This is a genomic window from Pseudomonas sp. GW821-FHT02B10, from assembly GCF_059421865.1.
On record NZ_JBWKVU010000017.1, the window covers coordinates 19777 to 43357 of the forward strand.

General features: G+C 65.7%; 15 protein-coding genes. 11 read left to right on the forward strand and 4 right to left on the reverse strand.

The features are described from left to right. Window positions 1-58 precede the first annotated feature (58 nt). The 3 genes from AC07VU_RS27570 to AC07VU_RS27580 all read right to left on the reverse strand — a co-directional run bounded on the left by AC07VU_RS27570 (window position 59) and on the right by AC07VU_RS27580 (window position 4047). Window positions 59-1360 (reverse strand): NAD(P)/FAD-dependent oxidoreductase, encoded by a 1302-nt coding sequence (locus AC07VU_RS27570; RefSeq protein WP_277588758.1) that lies wholly within the window; start codon window positions 1358-1360, stop codon window positions 59-61. Further along, complete coding sequence (locus AC07VU_RS27575; RefSeq protein WP_053261309.1) at window positions 1357-2445, reverse strand: polyamine ABC transporter substrate-binding protein; 1089 nt, start codon at window positions 2443-2445, stop codon at window positions 1357-1359. The genes AC07VU_RS27570 and AC07VU_RS27575 overlap by 4 nt, the downstream gene beginning before the upstream one ends. Window positions 2446-2688: 243 nt before the next feature. Then, window positions 2689-4047 carry a glutamine synthetase family protein gene (locus AC07VU_RS27580; RefSeq protein ID WP_053261308.1) on the reverse strand — a complete coding sequence of 453 codons (1359 nt, stop codon included), beginning with the start codon at window positions 4045-4047 and terminating at the stop codon, window positions 2689-2691. A 162-nt stretch (window positions 4048-4209) separates the two neighbouring features. On the opposite strand from AC07VU_RS27580, the gene AC07VU_RS27585 reads away from it, so the two are divergent. Next, window positions 4210-5115, forward strand: a complete 906-nt coding sequence (locus AC07VU_RS27585; RefSeq protein ID WP_007925420.1) for a helix-turn-helix domain-containing protein — start codon at window positions 4210-4212, stop codon at window positions 5113-5115. Window positions 5116-5160: 45 nt separating this feature from the next. Here AC07VU_RS27585 and AC07VU_RS27590 read toward each other — a convergent pair whose 3' ends face one another. Continuing rightward, window positions 5161-7875, reverse strand: coding sequence for a hypothetical protein (locus AC07VU_RS27590; protein ID WP_495030836.1), 2715 nt, complete (start codon window positions 7873-7875; stop codon window positions 5161-5163). Window positions 7876-8162: 287 nt separating this feature from the next. Between AC07VU_RS27590 and AC07VU_RS27595 the strand changes: the two genes are divergently transcribed. The 10 genes from AC07VU_RS27595 to AC07VU_RS27640 all read left to right on the forward strand — a co-directional run bounded on the left by AC07VU_RS27595 (window position 8163) and on the right by AC07VU_RS27640 (window position 23580). Beyond that, on the forward strand, window positions 8163-10307 hold the full coding sequence (locus AC07VU_RS27595) for a phosphocholine-specific phospholipase C (protein WP_037034589.1): 2145 nt from the start codon (window positions 8163-8165) through the stop codon (window positions 10305-10307). Between the two features lie 227 nt (window positions 10308-10534). After that, window positions 10535-11044, forward strand: a complete 510-nt coding sequence (locus AC07VU_RS27600) for a sigma-70 family RNA polymerase sigma factor (RefSeq protein ID WP_277588761.1) — start codon at window positions 10535-10537, stop codon at window positions 11042-11044. After that, entirely contained in the window at window positions 11044-12021 is a 978-nt protein-coding gene (locus AC07VU_RS27605) for a FecR domain-containing protein (RefSeq protein WP_277588762.1), read from the forward strand. The genes AC07VU_RS27600 and AC07VU_RS27605 overlap by 1 nt, the downstream gene beginning before the upstream one ends. Window positions 12022-12090: 69 nt before the next feature. After that, a complete protein-coding gene (locus AC07VU_RS27610) occupies window positions 12091-14505 on the forward strand; it encodes a TonB-dependent receptor (protein ID WP_277588763.1) in 2415 nt (804 codons plus the stop codon). A 360-nt stretch (window positions 14506-14865) separates the two neighbouring features. Further along, complete coding sequence (locus AC07VU_RS27615; protein ID WP_495030837.1) at window positions 14866-16242, forward strand: diaminobutyrate--2-oxoglutarate transaminase; 1377 nt, start codon at window positions 14866-14868, stop codon at window positions 16240-16242. Between the two features lie 235 nt (window positions 16243-16477). Beyond that, on the forward strand, window positions 16478-18280 hold the full coding sequence (locus AC07VU_RS27620) for an IucA/IucC family protein (RefSeq protein WP_495030838.1): 1803 nt from the start codon (window positions 16478-16480) through the stop codon (window positions 18278-18280). Next, window positions 18273-19493: a type III PLP-dependent enzyme gene (locus AC07VU_RS27625; RefSeq protein ID WP_495030839.1), complete on the forward strand. Its 1221-nt coding sequence runs from the start codon at window positions 18273-18275 to the stop codon at window positions 19491-19493. Before AC07VU_RS27620 ends, AC07VU_RS27625 begins: the two co-directional genes overlap by 8 nt. Then, window positions 19490-20905, forward strand: coding sequence for a DHA2 family efflux MFS transporter permease subunit (locus tag AC07VU_RS27630; protein ID WP_495030840.1), 1416 nt, complete (start codon window positions 19490-19492; stop codon window positions 20903-20905). The genes AC07VU_RS27625 and AC07VU_RS27630 overlap by 4 nt, the downstream gene beginning before the upstream one ends. 18 nt (window positions 20906-20923) lie before the next feature. Beyond that, window positions 20924-22813 (forward strand): IucA/IucC family protein, encoded by a 1890-nt coding sequence (locus tag AC07VU_RS27635; protein ID WP_495030841.1) that lies wholly within the window; start codon window positions 20924-20926, stop codon window positions 22811-22813. Continuing rightward, window positions 22807-23580 carry an HpcH/HpaI aldolase family protein gene (locus AC07VU_RS27640; protein ID WP_495030842.1) on the forward strand — a complete coding sequence of 258 codons (774 nt, stop codon included), beginning with the start codon at window positions 22807-22809 and terminating at the stop codon, window positions 23578-23580. Before AC07VU_RS27635 ends, AC07VU_RS27640 begins: the two co-directional genes overlap by 7 nt. Window position 23581 lies beyond the last annotated feature (1 nt).

Consider the following 23581-nt stretch of genomic DNA (forward strand, 5'->3'; position numbering starts at 1 on the left):
AGCCGGCGAAGGCGTCGGGCGCCTCAGCCGAGAAACCGCGGGCAAAGCCGTTGAGCTTTCAGCCCAGCACCTCGCGCAACCGATGCCACAGCATGCCCAGCGCCAGCAGCGGCGCGCGCAGGGCGGGGCCGCCGGGGAAGGTCATGTGCGGCACTGCGCTGAAGATGTCCAGGCCCTGGCTGTGCCCGGCGTGGATGGCCTCGGCCAGCAGGCGCGCGGTCCAGTGGCTGACGTTGAGCCCATGCCCGGAGTAACCCTGGGCGTAATACACGTTGGGGTACTGGCGCAGGCGCCCAACCTGGGGAAAACGGTTGGCGGTGATGCCGATCTTGCCGCCCCATTGGTAGTCGATGCGCACATTCGCCAGCTGCGGGAACACCTTGAGCAGCTTCGGCCGCATATAGGCGCCGATGTCCGCCGGGTCGCGCCCGGAGTAGTGGCAGGCGCCGCCGAACAGCAGGCGGCGGTCCGTCGAGAGCCGGTAGTAGTCGAGGCCGACCTTCTGGTCGCACAGCGCCAGGTTCTGCGGGATCAGTTCGGCGGCCAGGGCCGGCGCCAGGGGCTCGGTGGCGATGATGTAGCTGCCCGCCGGCAGTACCTTGCCGGCAAGCCGCGGCTCCAGGTCATCCAGGTGGGCATTGCAGGCCAGCACCAGGCTTGCGGCGCGCACCGTGCCGCTGGCGCAACGCACCCGCACGCTGTCGCCGTGGCTCAGCTCCAGCACCGGGCTCTGCTCGAAGATCCGCACCCCCAGCGTCCGGGCCAGGGCGGCTTCTCCGAGCACCAGGTTGAGCGGGTGCAGGTGCCCGGAACCCATGTCCACCAGGCCCCCGGCATAGACCGAGGACGCCACCACCCGGGCCATGTCCTGCGGGGCGACCAGGTGGGTTTCATGCACGTAGCCCAGGGCCGCGAGGTGTTCCTGCTCGGCCTGGAACGCGGCGAACTGGGCCGGGGTGTTGGCCAGTTCGCAGAAGCCCCAGCGCAGGTCGCAGTCGATGCCGTGCTCGCGCACGCGCTGGCCGACCAGCGCCACCGAGTCGATGCCGGCCTGTTCCAGGTAACGCACGCCCTCGGCGCCGACGTAGCGGGTGAAGCCGCTGACGTCGTGGCCGATGCCGCGGATCAGTTGCCCGCCGTTGCGCCCGCTGGCGCCCCAGCCGATGCGCCGGGCTTCCAGGAGAATCACCGAGAGGCCGCGCTGCGCCAGTTCGATGGCGGTGTTGACCCCGGTGAAACCACCGCCGATCACGCAGACATCGGCGCTGAGGTCGGCATTCAGCGGCGGGTAGTCCGGCAGCGCGTTGGCCGAGGCGGCGTAGTAGGAGCGGGTGTGTTGTGCATGGCTGTGCTGGTTCATTTGTTGGACTTCACTTTGCTCCAGGCGCGGGTCATCAGGCGCATGGTCTGCGGGCTCTGGGTGCTGGAGATGTACAGCTTGTCGAGCACCGCCTGGGGTGGGTAGACCTCGGGGTTGTTCACCAGCTCGGGGTCCATGTATTGCTGCGATGCCGGGTTGGGGTTGGCGTAGCCGACATAGGCGCTGACCTTGGCGATCACTTGCGGGTCCAGCAGGTTATTGATAAAGGCATGGGCCTCCTTGGGATTGCTGGCGTCCGCCGGGATCGCCAGCAGGTCGAACCACAGGTTGCTGCCTTCCTTGGGAATCGAATAGGCGATCTTCACCCCGTTCTTGGCTTCCTTGGCGCGGTTGGCGGCCTGGAACACGTCGCCGGAATAACCGAAGGCCAGGCAGATGTTGCCGTTGGCCAGGTCCGAGACGTACTTGGAGGAGTGGAAGTAGGTGATGTAGGGACGGATCGCCAGCAGCTTGGCTTCGGCTTTCTTGTAGTCCGCGGGGTTTTCGCTGCGCGGGTCCAGGCCCATATAGTTGAGCACCGCCGGGAACACTTCGTCCGGCGAGTCCATCATCGACACCCCGCACTGGCTGAGCTTTTTCAGATTCTCCGGTTCGAAGAACACCGCCCAGGAATCGATGCTGTCGATGCCCAGCACCTGCTTGACCTTGTCGACGTTGTAGCCGATGCCGTTGGTGCCCCACAGGTAAGGCACCGAGTACTGGTTGCCGGGGTCGTTCTGTTCCAGCAGGGCCAGCAGTTTCGGGTCGAGGTTCCGCCAGTTCGGCAGCTGCGCGCGGTCCAGCTTGAGAAAGGCCCCGGCCTTGACCTGCCGCGCCAGGAAGTGGTTGGACGGCACCACCAGGTCATAGCCGGTGCGCCCGGCCAGCAGCTTGCCCTCCAGGGTTTCGTTGGAATCGAAGACGTCGTAGATGACCCGGGTCCCGGTCTTGGCCTGGAAGTCGGCGAGGGTGGTCTCGCCGATATAGTCGGTCCAGTTGTACACGCTGACTGTCGATTCGGCCTGGGCCGTGGCGCCGAACAGCACCGTCAGGGCCAGCGGAACCACTGATTTCCATAGACGCATAGCGATACCCCTTTTTGCGGTTGTTATGGTGTTTGCCAAATTCATGAAGCCCTGTAGCCCCGTAGCCGCTGCCGAGCAACGCGAGGCTGCGATCGGCGGCGCAGCCGTCGTAAACCCGGCCACCGCGTTGCATCAGGTACACCGCGTGCGACGGTCTGGCGATGGCTGCGCCATCGATCGCAGCCTCGCAGGCTCGGCAGCGGCTACAACGGTGTGCGCGGCAGCGCCCGAATCGCGCAGGCCTCAGACGCTGAGCAACAGGAACTCGCGCTCCCAGGAGCTGATCACGCGCTTGAAGTTCTCGTGTTCGGCGCGTTTCACCGCGACGTAGCCGCGCACGAACTTGCTGCCCAGGTAGCGCTCGATGGTCGGGCACTCTTCCATGCGGGTCAGGGCGTCTTCGATGGTGATCGGCAGGCGCAGGTTGCGCCGCTCATAGGCCCGGCCTTCCACCGCGGCGCTCGGCTCGATGCCCTCGACCATGCCCAGGTAGCCGCACAGCAGGCTGGCGGCGATGGCCAGGTAAGGGTTGGCGTCGGCGCCGGGCAGGCGGTTTTCCACGCGCATGGCTTCCGGGCCGGAGGTCGGCACGCGCAGGCCGACGGTGCGGTTCTCTTCGCCCCATTCGACATTGACCGGCGCCGAGGTGTCCGGCAGGAAGCGGCGGAACGAATTGACGTTGGGCGCGAACATCGGCAGCACCTGGGGGATGTACTTCTGCAACCCGCCGATGTGATGGCGGAACAGCTCGCTCATGCGGCCCTCGGCGTCGGCGAAGATCGGCTTGCCGGTGGCGCTGTCGACCACGCTCTGGTGCAGGTGCATGGCGCTGCCGGGTTCGTCGGCCACCGGCTTGGCCATGAAGGTGGCGGTGACGTTGTGCTTGAGCGCGGCCTCGCGCAGGGTGCGCTTGAACACGGTGATCTGGTCGGCCAGGTCGAGGGCGTCGCCGTGGCGGAAGTTGATTTCCATCTGCGCCGGGCCGTCTTCGTGGATCAGCGTATCGAGGTCCAGGCCCTGGGCTTCGCACCAGTCGTAGACGTCCTCGAACAGCGGATCGAATTCGTTGGCGGCGTCGATGGAGAACGACTGACGCCCGCTTTCGGCCCGGCCGGAGCGGCCCAGCGGCGCCTTCAGCGGCAGGTCCGGGTCTTCGCAGCGCTGGGTCAGGTAGAACTCCATCTCCGGCGCGACGATCGGCTGCCAGCCCTTGTCGGCGTACAGCTGCAACACTTTCTTCAGCACGTTGCGCGGCGACAGCTCGATGGGGTTGCCGAACTTGTCGAAGGTGTCGTGGATGACGATGGCGGTCGGCTCGATGGCCCAGGGCACCAGGTAAATGCCCGAGGCGTCGGGGCGGCAGACCATGTCGATGTCCGCCGGGTCCAGCAGGTCGTAGTAGATGTCGTCGTCGACGAAGTCCCCGGTTACCGTTTGCAACAGCACACTTTCCGGCAGGCGCATGCCTCGCTCATGCAGGAACTTGTTGGTGGGCGCTATCTTGCCGCGGGCGATGCCGGTCAGGTCGCTGACCACACACTCCACTTCGGTAATCTTGTGTTCTTTCAGCCAGGTAGACAGCTGATCGAAAGGGGCATTCATAAGGACCTCGTCAATGATTGTCGGTGACGCGCCAGCACTTGGAGTCGCCCATCAAGGCTTCCCCTGTGGCGCGTTGACGACTATCTTGGGCAAGCCTCGCGGTTCCATCTATCCACTTTAAGCAGCACCAAAGCGCACCAAAAGAGTGCGCAAGGTCCCTTCATGACAGCGTCTACAGCTCTCCAGGTCCAGGCCTTCAACACCTTCGATGTGGCCGATCAGATCCGTGCCACCCCGGGTTGGGTGCAGCATTACCAGCAGATGTCGCCCGGGCATTTCGCCGGGCAGGTGCGCTATCTGGACCTGCAAGGGGTGCAGATCTACGAGGAGTGCATGAACACCCGGGTCGAGCAGAATTTCAGCGCGCCGCAGGACTCCCTGGCGTTCTGTTTCGATCGCAGCGACAACGCCCTGTACCTGCTCAATGGCGAGAGCCGCAACATCTGGATCACCCCGGAGAACTACCAGGAAATCGCCGTGGTGTTCGGCCCGGAATTCGTCCGCGGCCATGGCCTCGACGCGCAGCGCCTCGACGGCCTGTTCCTGGCGCCGCTCAACTGCGGGCAGAACGCCTTGTTCAGCCGCTGGCTCAGCACCACCCTGACCCGCCTGTCGCAGACCCTCGACCCACCCAGCCGCGAAGCCCTGACCCAGCAGTTGCTCGAGGACTGCCTGTTTATCCTCGACAACGCCTGCGTGCGCCTGGACGGTGGCGGCCTGCGCCGGCGCGCCGAGGAGCGGGCGATCATGCAGCGGGTGGCCCAGTGGGCGGCGGACGGCCCGGAAGACAGCCTCAACCTGCTGGAGTTGGCGCAGGTGGCCGGGGTTTCCCTGCGCCAGTTGCAAGGCGCGTTCAAGGCCTTCGCCGGCATGGCGCCGACCCAGTGGCTGCGCCTGCGCCGGCTGAACAGCGCGCATCGCGAACTGCTGCGCCGCGGCCCGGACGAAACCACCGTGGCCGAGGTGGCCATGCGCTGGTCGTTCTGGCACCTCGGGCGGTTTTCCAGCAGCTACCGCGCGCTGTTCAAGGAACTGCCGAGCGAGACCCTGCGCCGCGGCCAGCGTTGAGCTGTTCCTGACCGCGGGCCCGCAGGGTCGGCGCCATTTCCAGTGTCATGCGCGGGGAGGCCTGTCTGCCGAAGGGCGGCGCTGGCCATTGCGGCTCGGACGCGGCGGCTTGGGCTGGTCATCCTCGTGCGCGCTTCCCACAGGGTGGTCGCGCAGGTAGCGCCACAGTGCCTGGGCGATGGCATCGCCGTTGCCCCCCTTGCCGAAGACCTGCTGGCCGATGCTCAAGCCGAGCTGGCGGTAACTTTCGAACTGCGCCTCGTCGAAGAACTGGTCGACGGTGGGCTGGTTGGGGAAGGACGTGTTGATCAGCGCGTAGTTCTGCACATCCGGCGATACCGAGGGGATCAGCCGGGGCTTGAGCACCAGGATGCGACTGACCAGGGTGTCCGGCTCGGTGCAGGCGTAGACGTTGAGCAGCAGCGCGCAATGCGGGTCCGCCGGCGACGGCGCGATCTTGAAGTCCTCCATGCGCCCGAACACTTTGCCCAGTACATCGTCCCCGGTGATCTCTGCGTCTTCCCTGATCTCCAGGCCGTGGTCGATGCGCGCCAGGCGGATGAGGTTGCTCAGGTCGTCGAACCGGTAATCGGGATCGCAGCCACAGTCGCACATCACGATCAACTCGACCTGGCGCTCCTTGCGCAGCAGTTCATAGGCCGCCGTGTTCTCGAAGTGGCCGCCGTCCGAGAGGTACTGATAGGCGCGCCGATGGCCGTGGAAGTGCGCGGTCAGTTCGTAGAACAGGTAGGTCTGGGTCGGCAGCCAGCGCGACAGCTTCAGGCCCGGGGATTGTCTGGGCTTTTCCGGCTTAGCGTCGATAAAGCGGCTGGGCCACCAGTTGCCCAGGCGCACGTTGGCCAGGCCCAGCAGCAGCGACATGCCCAGGCTGGTGGCGCGCCCCAGGCCGGTGGTGAAGGCCGCGCCGGAAACGCCGATCCACTGGCCGATGGTCAGCGGGTAGGCGATTTCCGAAGCGGGGATATTCTCCAGGTCGCGCTGATAGACCTTGCCATCGAGGATGAAGGCCCCTTCGCCCTTGACGCTGCCCGGCGCCAGGCACAGCGGCTTGCCCTTGCGGTCGCGCTGCACCAGTTGCTCGGCGGGGTCGACCGTGAGGTTCATGGTCACGTTGATCAGGTGCAGCGGGCCGGCGTTCGGCGTGCCGTAGTAGTGCTCGACGCTGATGTCGTCGTTGCTCAGTGGCTCGGCCACGCTCATGTGCTTGCGCCGTTGCTCGGGCGTGCCGTCGAAGCGCTTGCCGTTGGTGGCGCCCATGTAGGCGCGGACCAGGCGCGCGCTGTAGTAGGACTGCAACGACGAGGTATTGAGGAAACCGACGAAGCGGCTGCTGACCCAGGTCAGCGCCGCCGCCACGCCGGCCAGCAGGGCCAGCCGCAGCACATGCCCGTTTTCCAGCAGGTTGAAGCTGCCATCGGCAGCGAACCACACCACGAACAGCATCCACACCAGGCAGACCGCCGCCAGCAACAGCAGGCCGCCGACCAGGCTCATGACCTCCAGGGGCAGCAGGCGCAGCCAGTCTGGCAGGCTCTTCTCGTCCCGCAACAGCGCCAGGCGGCGCACTAGCCAGATCAGCAGCGGAAGAGTGCCGATGGAGCCCTGGGTCAGGGTCTGCAGGTGCAGGTAGATTGTTTCGGAGAGCGACACCAGGAACGCGGCGAACAGCAGCGCACCGAGGGCCATGATGATCTGCGACAGCACCCGGGTGACTTCGACCCGGTAGTTGCGCACGGTAAAGATCCCGTCTTCGTCGTTGGCCTTGTGGGTGCGGTACTTCAGGCGCCAGATCAGCAGCCAGGCGTAGGCGATACCCAGTAGCGCGATGGCGGCGAACCCGAGGAACAGGTGGCGCACGTTGGGCCTGTCGTCCGGCTGTTGCAGCAGCGCCCAGATGCCGATGAAGAGCAGCGCCATCACTGTGCAAGCCACGGCCGCCAGGTTGCTCAGGGCCGGAGGGTTGCTCAGGCTGTTTTTCGGCAGCACCAGCCAGTAGGCCAGGCAGCAGGGCAGCAAGCCGAGGATGAACACCGCGCCGGGCAGTAGGAACAGATTGGGCAGGTACTTCACTTGCAACAGCATCAGCAACGACAGGATCAGGACGATCGGCATGCCGATGACAAAGTGCAGCGACAGCCAGTTGCGCCAGGTGATCGCCAGGGCGTAGAGCGCGTCCCCCGAGCCGGTCGGGGTCAGGTAGCGGCCGTTCTCCCGGAGCCAGGCCGTGGGGCCCTTGCCGATGTCTTTGTCGCTGACGCTGGCGTAGTCGGTGTGGGTGCTGATACGTCCCGGCGGCTCGTAGTGCAGGACCTGATAGGCGTTGACCGCCGCGGTCCTGGCCGCTTGCTGGGCAGGCGACAGGGGCGAGGCTTCGGCGCGCTCCTGGGCCTGCTCCCGGCGCAGGCGATTGGGGATGAACAGGCTGGAGAAAAAACTGCCGATATAACCGCCGCCGCTGACCGTGCAGAGGTAGTCGAAACGCGGCAGCAGGGTGGTGGTGAGGTTGTCTTGCGGTGTCTTCGACGGTCGTGGGTTGGCTTGTTCCGGCGCATTGGCCCGGGCCATCGCCTGCAGCACCCCCAGGCAAAAGGTGGCGCTGCGGATGCCGCCCCCGGACAGCGCCAGCCCCCAGATCCTGGGAGGCTGGCCGGCCGGCGCGGCAAGGTATTTGAGACCCAATGCAGTACGGCGGTTCTCGATGCGCTTCCTTTCCCCCTCGTAGTGCTGGGTCGAGTCCATGATTGCTCCTTGCAAACTGAAGTAGTGGCATTGTGCAAATAGGATTAAAGCAGACCGTCAGATTTTTCCGAATACAAGGAGCAACTCGGGATGAAGTTCACGAAATATTCTTTATTTAGAAATGTAATTAAAAATCATCGACTTAGAGAGTTAATGCGGCTGTATCAAGATCTATGAATGCCTTGACCGCGGCCTGCAACCGCCGTGTAACTTGCTTGTTACTTGAGGTCACTACTTTGCGTGGGTCGCTATTTCCCGCCCTGTAACTTCAAGGAATTCAACCGCGTATGCCTACTCTCACTCGCAGGAAGCTCATGCAGGCCGCCGCCATCGGCTCGGCCTTTACCTTACTGCCAGACTCCATCCGCCAGGCCCTGGCGATCCCCGCCAACAACCGCACCGGCACTATCCGCGACGTCGAGCACGTGGTGATCCTGATGCAGGAAAACCGCTCCTTCGACCATTACTTCGGCACCTTGCCCGGGGTCCGCGGTTTCAGCGACCGCTTCACCATCCCGCTGCCCGGCAAGCGTTCGGTGTGGGAGCAGCAGGGCATTGGGCGAGTGGTGTTGCCGTATCACCTGGACAGCTCGCGGGGCAACGCGCAGCGAGTCAACGGCACGCCGCATTCGTGGATCGACGAGCACGCGGCCTGGGGCAGCGGGCGCATGAGCGCCTGGCCGACCTTCAAGACCAACACGTCCATGGGCTACTACCGCGAGCAGGAGCTGCCGTTCCAGTTCGCCCTGGCCAACACCTTCACCCTGTGCGATGCCTACCACTGTTCGGTGCACGCCGGGACCAACCCCAACCGCCTGTTCCACTGGACCGGCACCAACGGCCCGACCGGCGCCAACGTGGCGGCGGTGGTCAACGAATGGGACGGCCCGGGCGCAGTGGACGTCGGCTACACCTGGAAAACCTACCCCGAGCGCCTGGAAGAGCGGGGCGTCAGCTGGAAGATCTACCAATACCTGCCGGACAACTTCGGCGACAATCCGCTGGCCGGTTTCCGCCAGTACCGCCGCGCCAGCGTGGCGGCCGGCAACCCGGCGCAGCCGCCGGAAGACTTCACTGCCTTCGTGCCGTACAGCGATGCGCTGAATGCCCGGGTGCCGCTGTACAAGGGCAACGGCAACACCTTGCCGGCGCGCAGCGGCAGCGACCTGGAAGGCATGATCGCCGGGTTTCGCAACGATGTGCAGCAGGGCAAGCTGCCCAAGGTCAGCTGGATCGTCGCCCCGGCCACCTATTCCGAGCACCCGGGGCCGTCCAGCCCGGTACAGGGTGGCTGGTTCACCCAGGAAATCCTCAAGGCGCTGACCGACAACCCCGAGGTCTGGAGCAAGACCGTGCTGCTGGTCAACTACGACGAGAACGACGGTTTCTTCGACCATCTGCCGTCGCCCTCGGCACCTTCACGGCGCCTGGACGGCAGCTTCGCCGGCAAGTCCACGGTGGATTTCGACAGTGAGGTGTTCACCCACCCGGCGCCACCGGGGACCACCCAGCAACCGCGTCCGGACGGCGGCATCTACGGCCCCGGCCCGCGAGTGCCGATGCTGGTGCTGTCGCCCTGGAGCCGTGGCGGCTGGGTCAACTCCCAGGCGTTCGACCACACCTCGGTCCTGCAATTTCTCGAGAAGCGCTTCGGCGTGCGCGAGCCGAACATCAGCGCCTGGCGCCGTGCCGTGTGCGGCGACCTGACCTCGGCCTTCAACTTCGTCAATCCCAACAGCGAAATCCTCCCGCCGCTGCACACCACCACCCGCCAGGCCGCGGACCTTTTGCGCCAACGCCAGGAACAACTGGCCCAGGTGCCGCTGCCGGACCCCAGCCGCCAGCAACTGCCGCAGCAGCAACGCGTGGCCCGGCCATCGCGAGCCTTGCCGTATCGGCTGAATGTCGAGGCCAAGGCCAAGCGCAAGGCGTTGAGCCTGACCCTGAGCCTGCAGAACAGCGGCGAGCAGGGCGCGGTGTTCCATGTCTACGATCGCCTGCACCTGCTGGACATTCCCCGTCGCTATACGGTGGAGGCGGGCAAGCAGCTCAAGGACAGCTGGCAGACCGCGGGCCGCTACAAGCTGTGGCTGCTGGGGCCTAACGGCTTCCACCGCAGTTTCCACGGCAACCTGCTGGAGCGTCAGCCCGAGGTGTCGATGTTCAGCCGTGGCAACAACCTGCAGCTGACCCTGAGCAACCCGGGCAAGGAGCCGGTGTCGATCACCATCGAGCGTTGTCCCTACACCCATCAGGGGCCATGGCGTTTCGACGTGCCCGGGCGCAGCGAGGTCCACCAGATGTTCGCCTGCCAGGCCAGCGGCGGCTGGTACGACCTGACCCTGCGCGGCGAGGGTGGCTGGCTGCGGCGCCTGGCCGGGCGCCTGGAAACCGGTGCGCACAGCATCAGCGACCCGCTGATGGGCGTGTAAACCGCGCAATCGTGCCCGGCCCGCAAGGGGCCGGGCGCTGTTTCAGCAGCCGACCGGGTGCTTCACCTGGATCTCTTCAGCCCCTGGGACCATGGTTCCAGAGCACCCGCCGATGTTCCCCAGCAGACGAAAACCAGAACCCAATCACACGAAAGGACTTGGTTTGCCTTATGAATATTAATTAGAATCAGTCTCATTTGAATAATCCTTCGCGCAGGGCTCTTGACATGATTGAAGCAGCGACGCCACCGGAGCAAAGCCTACATGCCCTGTACCGCGATCATCGCAGCTGGCTCGAGAGCTGGTTGCGCCAGCGCATGGGCAACGCCTGGGATGCGGCGGACCTGAGCCAGGACACCTTCCTGCGCGTGCTCACCAGCTCCCAGCAACTGGTCGACCTGCGCGAGCCGCGGGCCTACCTGGTGACCGTGGGCAAGCGCCTGCTGAGCAACTTCTACACCCGGCGCAAACTGGAGCAGGCTTACCTGGACGCGCTGGCCAGCCTGCCCGAAGACAGCGTGCCGTCCCCGGAACAGCGCTGGGTGCTGCTGGAAACCCTGCAAGCCCTCGACGAATTGCTCGACGGCCTGCCATCCCTGGTGCGCCGGGCGTTTCTCTGGAGCCAGCTGGAAGGGCTGGGCTACCGCGAGATCGCCGAACGCCTCGACGTCTCGGAACGCACGGTCAAGCGCTACATGGCCCAGGCCTACGAACATTGCCTGCTGGTGGAGCTGTGATGCGCTCGGCGCCGTCCAGCGAAACCCGCGAGGTGGCCCGCGCGGCGGCCCAGTGGCTGGCGCTGCTGGAGTCCGGCGCGGCCAACGCCGACGATCACGCGCGCCTGCAGCACTGGCGCAACAGCAACAGCCAGAACGAAAGCGCCTGGCAGAAAGCGCAGCTGCTGCGCCAGCGTTTCTCCGCGCTGCCCTCGGCCCTGGCGCTGGCCACCCTGGATCGTCCCGAGCCGTCGCGGCGCGCGGTACTCAAGCGCGCCCTCGGCGTCGCCGCGCTGGTGCCGACCGCCTGGCTGCTGGGGCGCCAGCTGCCCCTGGACGTATGGCGCGCCGACCTGCAGACCGGCACCGGCGAACATCGCAAATTGTCCCTGGCCGATGGCAGCGCCTTGCAGTTGAACACCGCCAGCGCGGTCAACGTCGACCTGGGCGCCCGGCAGGTGACCCTGGTGCGCGGCGAGATGGCGCTCAAGGTCACCGGCAGCGCGCCGCTGACCATCCAGGCGCCTTATGGCCGCATCGTTGTCAGCCGCAGCGAAGTCTGCGTGCGCCTCAATGAACACGATTGCCGGGTGTCGGTGGTCAGCGGCTCGGTGCAACTGCAACCCTTGTTCGGCCCGCAACTGCTGTTGGGCGAAGGCCAGCGGGTCCGGCTACGGGTGGACGGCGCCGGCCAGATCGATGCCTTCGACGCGCAGTTGCCGGGCTGGCGCGACGGCGTGCTGATGGCGCAGAACCAGCCCCTGGGGGATTTCCTGCGCGAGCTCGGTCGTTATCGCCCGGGCCTGCTGCGCTGGGAACCGGAACTGGAAGCCCTGCGTGTCACCGGCAGCTTCCGTCTCGACAACACCGACCGCGTGCTGTCGCTGCTGGCCGCCAGCCTGCCGCTGGAGGTGCATTCGCGCACCCGCTATTGGGTCACCCTGACTTCGGCAAAAGAAACCCCGCCGATAAACACCCCGCAAAAAAATATTGGCTGAAGCCTGTCCCTTTTTTTCGCCTCGCCGGTCATTCCAGGTAAGTGAACAAAAAAACGAGAGCTTCCTCCCATGCCCGTAGTATTGCCATACCGTTTGCGTCCGGTTTCCCCCGGACTGTTGCAGTTGGGCCTCATCCTGACACTCAGTTCCAGCCCGTTATTCATCCAGGCCAGCCTGGCCGACGACGCCGCGCGGCGCAGCTATCAGGTGCCGGCCGGCCCGCTGAGCGCCGCGCTGACCCGTTTCGCCGGCCTCGCCGGGGTCAACCTGTCGGTGGACCCACAGCTGGTCAGCGGCCGCAACAGCGGCGGCCTGTCCGGCGAGTACGGGGTGGAGGAGGGCTTTGCCCGCTTGCTGCAAGGCTCCGGCCTGCAACTGCAACCGGTGGGTGAGCAGGCGTACATCCTGACCCCGGCGCCGCAAGGCAGCAGCCTGCAACTGGCGCCGACCTCGATTCTCGGCGCCAGCGGCGCGACCGACAGCGACGTCTTCGCCGGTGGCCAGGTGGCGCGCCGTGGCTCGCAAGGCTTGCTGGGTTCGAAGGACTTCATGGAAACGCCGTTCAGCATGACCACCTACACCAGCGAGGTGGTGAAGAACCAGCAGGCGCGGACCCTCGGCGACCTGATCGCCAGCGACCCCTCGGTGCGCGCCACCAACCCGGCGGGCGGCCGTTACGAGCAGTTCACCATCCGCGGCTTCAGCCTGTTCAACAGCGATGTCGCCTACAACGGCCTGTACGGCGTGCTGCCGACCTACACCATCGACATGGAAATGGCCGACCGGGTGGACATCCTCAAGGGCCCGACCCAGCTGATCAACGGCATCTCGCCGCGGGGCAGCGTCGGCGGCGGGATCAATGTGGTGCCCAAGCGCGCCACCGACAAGCCCATTACCGAATTCACCGGCAGCTACGCCTCCGACAGCCAGCTCGGCGGCGCGGTGGACATCGGCCGGCGCTTCGGCGAGGACAACAAGTTCGGCGTGCGCCTGAACGCGGTCAAGCAGTCCGGCGACACCGAATGGGATCACCAGAGCGTCGATCGTGAAATGGCCGTGCTGGGCCTGGATTTCCGTGGCGAACGCCTGCGCCTGTCGACCGACATCGGCCACACCGAGCGCGACACCGACGCGCCCCAGGAACGGGTGCAGATAGGCCCTAACGCCAAGGTGCCGGACGCGGATGACGTGCGGCACAACTATGCGCAGTCCTGGAGCAAGGCACGCACCAAGGACACCTTCGGCACGGTCAACGCCGAATACGACGTCAACGACTCGATCATGCTGTACGGCGGCGTCGGCGCGCGCAAAAGCAACCACGACTTCCTCCGGCATGCCGTGTCGATCACCAACGACGCCGGCGACTTCAGCGTGCAGCCGCGCGACTTCACCCGCGACGAAAACGTGCGCACCACCACGGCGGGCGTACGCAGCTGGTTCCACACCGGCCCGGTGAGCCATGAGGTCAACCTGGCGGCCAGCTACTTCTACATGGATTTCGAAAACGGCGGCGCGCGCTATGCCGCGTCTCCCAGCAACCTCTACAACCCGCGGCCGACGCCGACCCCGTCGCGGCCGACGCGCTTCGACCCCAAGGTCTACACCGAGAACCGCTTCAGCGGTGTGGCGCTGTCCGACACCCTGGGCTTCTTCGATGACCGCCTGCTGCTGACCCTCGGCGCGCGCTGGCAACGGGTCAAGGTCGACGACTGGAGCGACGGCGTCAAAGGCGACACCGCCTATGACGAGGAAAAGGTCTCGCCTTCGGGCGGCCTGCTGTTCAAGGCCACCGATCAGTTGTCGCTGTACGTCAACTACATGGAAGGCCTGAGCCAGGGCAAGATCGCGCCGTCGACCTCGATCAACGAAGACGAAATCTTCCCGCCGTTCATCAGCCGCCAGGTCGAGGCCGGTGCCAAGTATGACGCCGGGGCCTTCGCCCTGACCGCCGCGGTGTTCCGCATCAAGCAGCCGGCCTACGAGACCAACGCCACCACCCGGGTCTTCGGCCCGAACGGCAAGCGCCAGAACGACGGCGTCGAGCTCAGCGTGTTCGGCGAACCGCTCAAGGGCTTCCGCCTGCTGGGCGGGGTGATGTACATCGACAGCGAACTGAAGGACACCACCAACGGCACCTTCGACGGCAACCGCGCGCCGGCCACGCCGAAGTACAACGTCAACCTGGGGGCCGAATGGGACGTGCCGAAGGTCCAGGGCCTGACCCTGACCGCGCGCGGCATCTATTCCAGCTCGCAGTACCTGGACCAGGCCAACAGCAAGGAAATCGACTCCTGGGAGCGTTTCGACCTGGGCGCGCGCTACGCCTTCAAGCTCGACGACAAGGACATCACCTTGCGTGCCAATGTCGAAAACGTGCTGGACAAGCGTTACTGGAGTTCGGCCGGGGCCTCGGACGACAGCGAGCCGGGCTTGACCCTGGCGACGCCACGGACCCTGTTGCTTTCGGCAACCGTGGGTTTCTAAGAAACGATGCGGACTGGCGCCACAGGGAAGGGCGCACCGCCGTGTTGGTCATGACCGGTTCCTTTGGTCGAGGAAGAAAGTATGCCCGTTATCAGTTGATCAACTTGCTCGCCTCTTGAATGAGGTGTTGGCCATTTAATGGCAACTAATGAAGTTGTCGGAAAGATGGCAATAATATGGCAGTTTCATACGTCATAAATGACGTTTCACCAAGTTTATCAACTTGGTTTTTGGCGTGGGCGCGATAGTTGACTTATATCCGCAGGTGCCATGCGACTATTCCAAATAAGTTTGAATAAGTAGTTGCGTGTTTTTATTAATGATAATAATTTGCATGTCGAATTTAACGAGGGTGAACAGATGTTGAATGATGGCATATTGCGCACTAGTCCTCTGCAAAAGACCAATGCCGACTATCTGGCCCGGCAAGGCAAGTTCGAATCCAATGTGCGCAGTTATCCGCGCAAGTTGCCACTGGCCATCGCCAAGGCGCATGGGGTCTGGGTCACCGACGTCGAAGGCAAGACCTACCTGGACTGCCTGGCCGGCGCCGGCACCCTGGCCCTGGGGCACAACCACCCGGCGATCATGGCCAGTCTCGACAGTTTCATGGCCTCGGGCCTGCCCATGCACACCCTGGACCTGACCACCGCGGTCAAGGACGCTTTCAGCGAAACCCTGCTCAGCCTGCTGCCGGGCCAGGGCCGCGACTACTGCCTGCAATTCTGCGGGCCGTCCGGGGCGGACGCGGTGGAAGCGGCGCTGAAGCTGGCCAAGACCCATACCGGGCGGCACAACGTCATCAGTTTCTCCGGGGCCTACCACGGCATGACCCACGGCGCCCTGGCGCTGACCGGCAATACCGCGCCCAAGCACGCCATCGCCGGCCTGATGCCGGGCGTGCAGTTCATGCCGTACCCCCACGAATACCGCTGCCCGCTGGGGATCGGCGGCGAGGCCGGGGTCGAGGCGCTGACCCATTACTTCACCCAGTTCATCGAAGACGTGGAAAGCGGCGTGTCGCTGCCGGCGGCGGTGATTCTCGAGGCGGTGCAGGGCGAGGGCGGGGTCAACTGCGCGCCGGCCAGCTGGCTGCGGGCGATCCGCGAAGTGACCCGCCAGCACGGCATCGTGCTGATCCTCGATGAGGTGCAGGCCGGCTTTGCCCGCACCGGCAAGATGTTCGCCTTCGAGCACGCCGGCATCGAGCCGGACATGATCGTCATGTCCAAGGCGGTGGGCGGCGGCCTGCCGATGGCGGTGCTGGGCATCAAGCGCGAATTCGATGCCTGGGAGCCGGGCAACCACGCCGGCACCTTCCGCGGCAACCAGATGGCCATGGCCGCGGGCCTGGCGACCCTGCAGGTGCTGCGCGAGCAGAACATCGCGGCCCTGGCCGAGCGCCGCGGGCAGTGGCTCAAGGAGCAATTGATGGCCTTGCAGCCGAGCTATCCGGCCCTGGGCCAGGTGCGCGGGCGTGGCCTGATGCTGGGCATCGAGATCGTCGACGAACGCCAGCCGGCCGACCGCCACGGGCATTTCCCCTCGGACCCGGGCCTGGCCGTGGCCATCCAGCAGCACTGCTTCAAACAGGGCCTGCTGCTGGAGCGCGGCGGGCGCCGCGGCAATGTGATCCGCCTGTTGCCGCCGCTGGTCATCGACGACGAACAGTGCCAGCAAGTTATCCAGCGATTTACTCGCGCAATGGCGGACGCCTTATTGCAGGCACGTGCTTGACGTGCTGTTTTTGAAGTGAAGCGTATTCGATGAAAGTGTGTCGTTTTTCACACTTTTAAGTCTTGGTTGAATAACTGTCAGGCGACAGGTTTTTCTTGTTCAAGGTTGCAGGAAAGTGCAAGCGGACGAGTTCGTTCGACGGCTATCTGTCGGCTTTCGGTATGGCCGAAGAGCAACTAACTATTTGCCGCGACAGTACGCAGCCAGTGAGCGCACGGGCTACTGTGGAGCATGTATGAATTATTCAGATCGCGATGTTTTATCAAAGCATGTTTTATCGAAGATGGTCAGTGAGCTGGCGACCACTCGCGCCTTGCTCAATTGCCTGATCAAAGAGTTCGCCTTGCCGGAAAACTGCCTCAGTTACAGCTGGCCGACACAGATGCAGGGCATCGCCCCCGGCAGTTACCTGGACGGCCTGGAATGGAAGGGCATTCCGCTGACCATCGACCTGCCCAACCGGCAGCAGTTCTTCGTCATGGTCGACCGCCGCGACCACCTGGGTAGCCACCGTTACCTGTCGGACGTGTATGCCCGGCGCGAAGCAGGCGAGACCTGGCGCTGCCTGGCCTTTGCCGAGTTCGTCGAGCAACTGCTCGGCGCCTGCGAGCACATGACCCGGGCCAGCAACGACGAGCTGCTGGACCAGGTGCTGCAAAGCCAGTCGCTGACCGCCGCCATCGTCGCCCACAACATGGACGGCCAGGGCCCGGCGCCGCTGAGCGGCTACCTGGCCAGCGAGCAGGGCCTGTGGTTCGGCCACCCCAACCATCCGGCGCCCAAGGCGCGGTTGTGGCCGGCACACCTGGCCCAGGAAACCTATGCCCCGGAATTCCAGGCCGAGACCGCGCTGCACCTGTTCGAGGTGCCGCGCCAGGGCCTGCGGGTGACCGCCAGCGGCCTCAGCGAGGAGCAGGTGATGGCCGGTTTCGCCGACCAGGGCCGGGCGCGCCCGGGGCACGCGATGATCTGCATGCACCCGGTGCAGGCCGAGCTGTTCATGCAGGACCGCCGCGTGCAGCGCCTGCTGGAGCTGGGCGAGGTGATCGACCATGGGGCCACCGGGCCGGTGGCCAGCCCGACGGCCTCGATGCGCACCTGGTACATCGAGGACCACGACTTTTTCATCAAGGGCTCGCTGAACGTGCGCATCACCAATTGCGTGCGCAAGAACGCCTGGTACGAGCTGGAAAGCACGCTGATCATCGACCAGCTGTTCCAGCGCCTGCAGCGGACCCAGGCCGAGACCCTCGGCGGCTTGTCGGCGGTGGCCGAGCCGGGCTCCATGAGCTGGGCGCCGGCCCAGGCCAGCGAAGCCGACGCCCACTGGTTCCGCGAACAGACCGGGGCGATCCTGCGGGAGAACTTCTGCCGCCGCGCCGGCGCCGAGCGCAGCGTGATGGCTGGCACCCTGTTCGCCCGCGACATCCATTCGCGGCCGCTGGTGCATGACTTCCTGCAAGGTTTCAACGCCCGCGAACTGGCGGACGAGCAGCTGGTGGACTGGTTCGACCAGTATCAGGCGCTGCTGCTGAGGCCGGTGCTGGCGCTGTTCTTCAACCACGGCGTGGTGATGGAGCCGCACCTGCAGAACACTGTGCTGATCCACGACCAGGGCCAGCCGCGACAGTTGCTGCTGCGGGACTTCGAGGGGGTCAAGCTCACCGATGAGTTGGGCATGGCGCAGATCGAGGTCGGCCTGCACCCGCGGGTGCGCCAGTCGCTGCTGTACTCCCGCGAGCAGGGCTGGAGCCGCATCACCTATTGCCTGCTGATCAACAACCTGTCGGAAGCGGTGCTGGCCCTGAGTTGGGAACGCCCGTACCTGGCGCCGCTGATGTGGCAGCGGGTCGAGCAGCAACTGCGGCGCATCCGTGACGAGCTGGTACGCCCGGCGCCGGAGCTGGACGCGCTGATCGCCGGCCAACCGATCGCCTGCAAGACCAACCTCAAGGTGCGCCTGGCCGCCAAGGCCGACCGCCAGGCCGGCTACGTCAGCCTGAGTTCGCCGTGGAGCGAGGAGGCCCGTTATGGCTGAGTTGTCCCAGGCGGTCCTGCGCGCCATCGAGCTGGCCCGGGCCGGCAGTGCCGACCCGCTGGCGGCCTTTATCTACGATCTGGATGCCTTGCAGGCCCATGTGCGCCAGGTGATGGCGGCGTTGCCGGCCGGGGTCGAGCTGTATTACGCGATCAAGGCCAACAGCGAGGCGCCAGTACTGGCGGCGCTGGCCCCGCTGGTCAGTGGTTTCGAGATTTCCTCGGGCGGCGAGATCGAGCGGGTGGTGGCCTGTCCGACCCGCAAGCCCTATGTGTTTTCCGGCCCGGGCAAGCTCGATTCCGACCTGCGCGCGGCCCTGGCCCATCAGGTGGAAGCGGTGCACCTGGAAAGCCTCAACGAGATCGAGCGCCTGCAACGCCTGGCCGAAGAAGCCGGGCGAGTACAGCCGGTATTCATCCGCATCAACCCGCAGTTGCCGCAGAACCAGTCGAGCCGGCTGGCCATGGCCGGCACCGCCACGCCGTTCGGCATCGACGAGGCGGAGCTGGCCGAGGCGGTGCAAAGGGTCGACCGCGCCAGCCATCTGCGCCTCAAGGGTTTCCATGTGCACGCCATGTCCCACCAGCAGTCGGTGGAGCGCCATGAGCAGTTGCTGGACTTCTATCTGCAACGCTGGCCGCTGTGGAAGGCCCTGGCGGCGCACCCCGAGCAACTGACCCACCTGAATGTCGGCGGCGGCATCGGCGTCGATTACCTCAGCGGCCAGCAGTTCGACTGGCAGCGCCTGTGCCACTACCTGGAACGCCGGCTGGCGGAGCAGGGCAGCGAGGCGCCGATCCTGCGCTTCGAGCCTGGGCGGTTTATCAGCGCCTTCTGCGGTTACTACGTGATCGAGGTGCTGGACACCAAGACCAGCCATGGCGAGCACTTCCTGGTGTGCCGCGGCGGCACCCATCAGTTCCGCCTGCCCGCGGCGCAGAGCCACGACCACCCGCTGATTCACCTGCCACGCACGCCGCAGCCGGCGCACAGTGCGGAGCAGGCCTGGACCGTGGTCGGCCAGCTGTGCACGCCCAAGGATGTGCTGAGCCGGGCCCAGCCGCTCAAGGGCGTCAGCGTCGGCGACCTGCTGGTGCTGCCGATGGCCGGGGCCTATGGCTACAACATTTCCCACGCCGATTTCCTCTGTCATCCACGGCCGGCGCAGCACTTCCTGCGCCAGGGTGAATTGCTCGAAGGAGCCGGTCTGTGAGTTTCAAGGCACCGCGCGCTTGGGTGGTGGTCAACGTGCTGCTTGGCACTATGACCGTCAGCCTCAACAACAGCTCACTGAACCCGGCGCTGCCGGCGTTCATGCAGGCCTTCGCCATCGGCCCGCTGATGGCCACCTGGATAGTCGCGGCGTTCATGACCAGCATGGGCATGACCATGCCGCTGACCAGTTTCCTCAGCCAGCGCCTGGGCCGGCGACGCCTGTACCTGTGGGGCGTGGCGCTGTTTATCGGCGGTTCGCTGCTCGGTGCCCTGGCCGATTCCATCGCCCTGGTGATTGCCGCGCGGGTGGTGCAGGGGATCGCCAGCGGGCTGATGATCCCGCTGTCCCTGGCGATCATCTTTTCGGTGTACGCCAAGGACGAGCGCGGCCGGGTCACCGGCCTGTGGGGCGCGGCGGTGATGCTGGCGCCGGCGGTGGGCCCGCTGTGCGGCAGCCTGCTGCTGGAGTGGTTCAGCTGGCGCTCGCTGTTTTTGATGAACGTGCCGATCGGCGTCGTCGCGCTGCTGATGGGCCTTGCGGTCTTGCCGGCCTCCGAGCCGGCCGAGCGCAAGCCGTTCGACCTGGCCGGCTACCTGCTGATCGCCTCGGGCATCGGCCTGCTGATGATCGCCATCAGTCGTCTGCACCACGCCGCCGCGCTGGCCAATCCGCTGAATCTGGGCCTGCTGCTGGTGGCGCTGCTGTGCCTGGCGGCCTTTGTCCGCCTGGAGCTGCGCCGCGAGGCGCCGCTGCTCAACCTGCGGATCTTCGCCCTGCGCGGTTACCGCCTGAGCGTGATCATCGCCGTGGTGCAGTCGGTGGGCATGTTCGAGTGCCTGGTGCTGCTGCCGTTGCTGGTGCAGACGGTGCTCGGCTACAGCGCCATCTGGACCGGCCTGGCGCTGCTCTGCACGGCGGTGTTCGCCAGCCTGTTCGGGCGCATGGGCGGCAGCGCCCTGGATCGCCACGGGCCGCGTCTTGTCGTGTCCATCGGCCTGCTGCTGACCGGACTGTCGACCCTGGCCCTGGGCCTGCTCCCGGCCAATGCGGCGATCGGCCTGGTGTTCGCGCTGATGATGCTGCGCGGCGCCGGCCTGGGCCTGTCCTACATGCCGGTGACCACCGCCGGGCTGAATGCCTTGCCCGAGCCGATGGTCACCCAGGGCGCGGCGATGAACAACATCTCGCGGCGCCTGGTGTCGTCCCTGGGCATTGTCATCGCCTCGCTGTGGCTGGAGTTCCGCCTGATCGATGGCGGCGTGCAGGCCCAGGCGGGCATGTCATCCGCCATCAGCGAGGTGTTCGTGGCCACCGGCCTGCTGATCCTGCTGGCGTTGCCCTGCGCCTGGCGTTTTCCCCTTTCCGACGAGACCGCCGAGGCTGTGCCCGGCGCGCTCGAACACCGTTAACCCTTCTTCGCACAAGGTATGAACATGGCGACTGCAATCTCGACAACCTCAAGCCAGCCCTCCGGTCCCGGTGCCTGGCTGGCCACGGTGGATGGGCGTATCGACGAAAAAGTCCAGCAGCGGGTGGTCGGCCAGCTGTTGCAGACCCTGCTGTATGAAGGCGTGCTGCCGTTCGACAGCCAGCCGCTGGAGGGCGGCCCGCACGGTCATGACAGCGGCCAGCGCCGTTTCGTGGTGCTCGGCATCGACGGCCAGCAGCAGCGGGTGGAGTACCACTGCAACGGCCTGCTCAGCGCCAGCTTCGATTTGATCCGCCTCGATTCCGCCAGCCTGGAACGCCTCGACAGCCGCGGCCAGCGCAGCGTGCCGGACCTGCACCAGGCCCTGGCCGAGCTGCTCGGCGACTACCAGGACAGCCCGCACCTGGGGCGTTTCATCCAGGAACTGGAGCAGACCCAGCTCAAGGATCTGCAAGCGCGCAGCCAGGGCTACCAGGCCGAAAAGCCGGCCCACCAGCTGGACGTGGACGCCCTGGAGCAGCACTTCATGGACGCCCACAGCTACCACCCGTGCTACAAGTCGCGCATCGGCTTTTCCCTGGCGGACAACCAGGCCTACGGCCCGGAGTTCGCCACGCCGATCGCCGTGGTGTGGCTGGCGGTCGCGCGCAACCGGGCCTCGCTCAACCATTCGCAGAAACTCGACTTCCCGACCTTTATCCGCCAGGAGCTGGGCGCCGAGCGCTGGCAGCAGGTCGAGCAGCAACTGGCCAGCCAGGGCAGGGCGTTGGACGACTACCAGCTGCTGCCGGTGCACCCATGGCAGTGGGAAAACCTGATTGTCCCGACCTTCTACCCGGAGCTGCTCAGCGGCGAGCTGATCCACCTCGGCACCTCGATTGATGAGTACAAGGCCCAGCAGTCGATCCGCACCCTGGCCAACGCCACGGCCAAGCAGCGGCCGTACCTCAAGCTGGCCATGAGCATGACCAACACCTCCAGCACGCGCATCCTGGCCCGGCACACGGTGCTGAATGGGCCGATCATCACCGACTGGCTGCAACAGCTGATCGCCAGCGACAGCACCGCGCGCCAGCTGGATTTCGTGATCCTCGGCGAGGTGGCCGGGGTCAGCTTCGACTACCAGCACCTGCCTGAGTCCCGCAGTCCCCAGGCCTACGGCACCCTGGGGGCGATCTGGCGCGAAAGCCTCCACCAGTACCTCAAGGCGGACGAGCAGGCCGTGCCGTTCAACGGCCTGAGCCATGTGGAGAACCGCTACGGCACAGGGCCGCAGCAGCCGTTCATCGACGCCTGGATCCGCCAGTACGGCCTGCAGGCCTGGACCCGCCAGCTGCTGCAGGTGACGGTGCCGCCGATCATCCACATGCTCTACGCCGAAGGCATCGGCATGGAATCCCACGGCCAGAACATCGTGCTGATCGTCAAGCAGGGCTGGCCGCAGCGCATCGCCCTCAAGGACTTCCACGACGGCGTGCGCTACTCGCCGGCGCACCTGGCGCGCCCCGAGCTGTGCCCGGAGCTGGTGCCGCTGCCGGCCAGTCACGCCAAGCTCAATCGCAACTCGTTCATTCTCACCGACGATGTCAACGCGGTACGGGATTTCTCCTGCGACTGCTTCTTCTTTATCTGCCTGGCGGAGATGGCGATCTTCCTGCGCCAGCACTACCAGCTCGACGAAGGCCAGTTCTGGCAAATGACCGCCGAAGTAATCCTCGACTACCAGGACGCCCATCCGCAGCACCGCGACCGTTTCGGCCTGTTCGACGTGTTCGCGCCGAGCTACGAGGTGGAAGAGCTGACCAAGCGCCGCCTGCTGGGCGACGGCGAGCGGCGCTTCAAGTCGGTGCCCAATCCACTCCATGCCTACAGGCCGCAAGCATGCTGAGAAGCAACCAGCTGAAACGCAAACTGGCGGCCGGGCAAACGGTGTACGGGCTGATCAGCTCGATTCCGGCGCCGGCGGCCATCGAGCTGATCGCCGAGGCCGGGTTCGACTTCGTGATCATCGACATGGAACACGTGCTGATCAACCCGGAAACCGTCGAGCACATGATCCGCACCGCCGAAGCCTACGAGCTGACGCCGCTGGTGCGGGTCGCCGACCTCAACCCCAAGACAATGCTGCGCCTGCTCGACGGCGGCGCCCAGGGCATCGTGCTGCCTATGATCGAGTCCGCTGGGCAGTTGCAGGCGGCGATTGCCGCCTGCAAATACCACCCGCTGGGCCAGCGCAGCCTCAACGCCGGGCGCCCCGGCAGTTTCGGCAAGCACAGCCTGGCGCAGTACGTGGGGCAGGCCAACGAACAGATCATGCTGGTGGCGATGATCGAAAGCGCCGCCGGCGTGCGTAACGCCGCGCAGATCGCTGCGGTGCCGGGCCTGGACATGATCCTCGAAGGCGCGGCCGATCTCTCGCAATCCCTCGGCATGCCCTGGCAGATCGACCAGCCGGCGGTCCAGCAGGCCCTGCTCGACAGCTGGCAGGCGGCGGACCATGCCGGCGTGCCGTATTGCGCGATTCCCCGACAGCAGGGCGACCTGGGACGCTGGCGCGAGCGCGGGGTCCGGGCCTTTGTCCTCGGCGACGAACGCGGCATTGCCTTTCGTGCTCTCCAGGCCAGGTTGGCCCCCCTTTTTCTAGAAGGAAAATAAT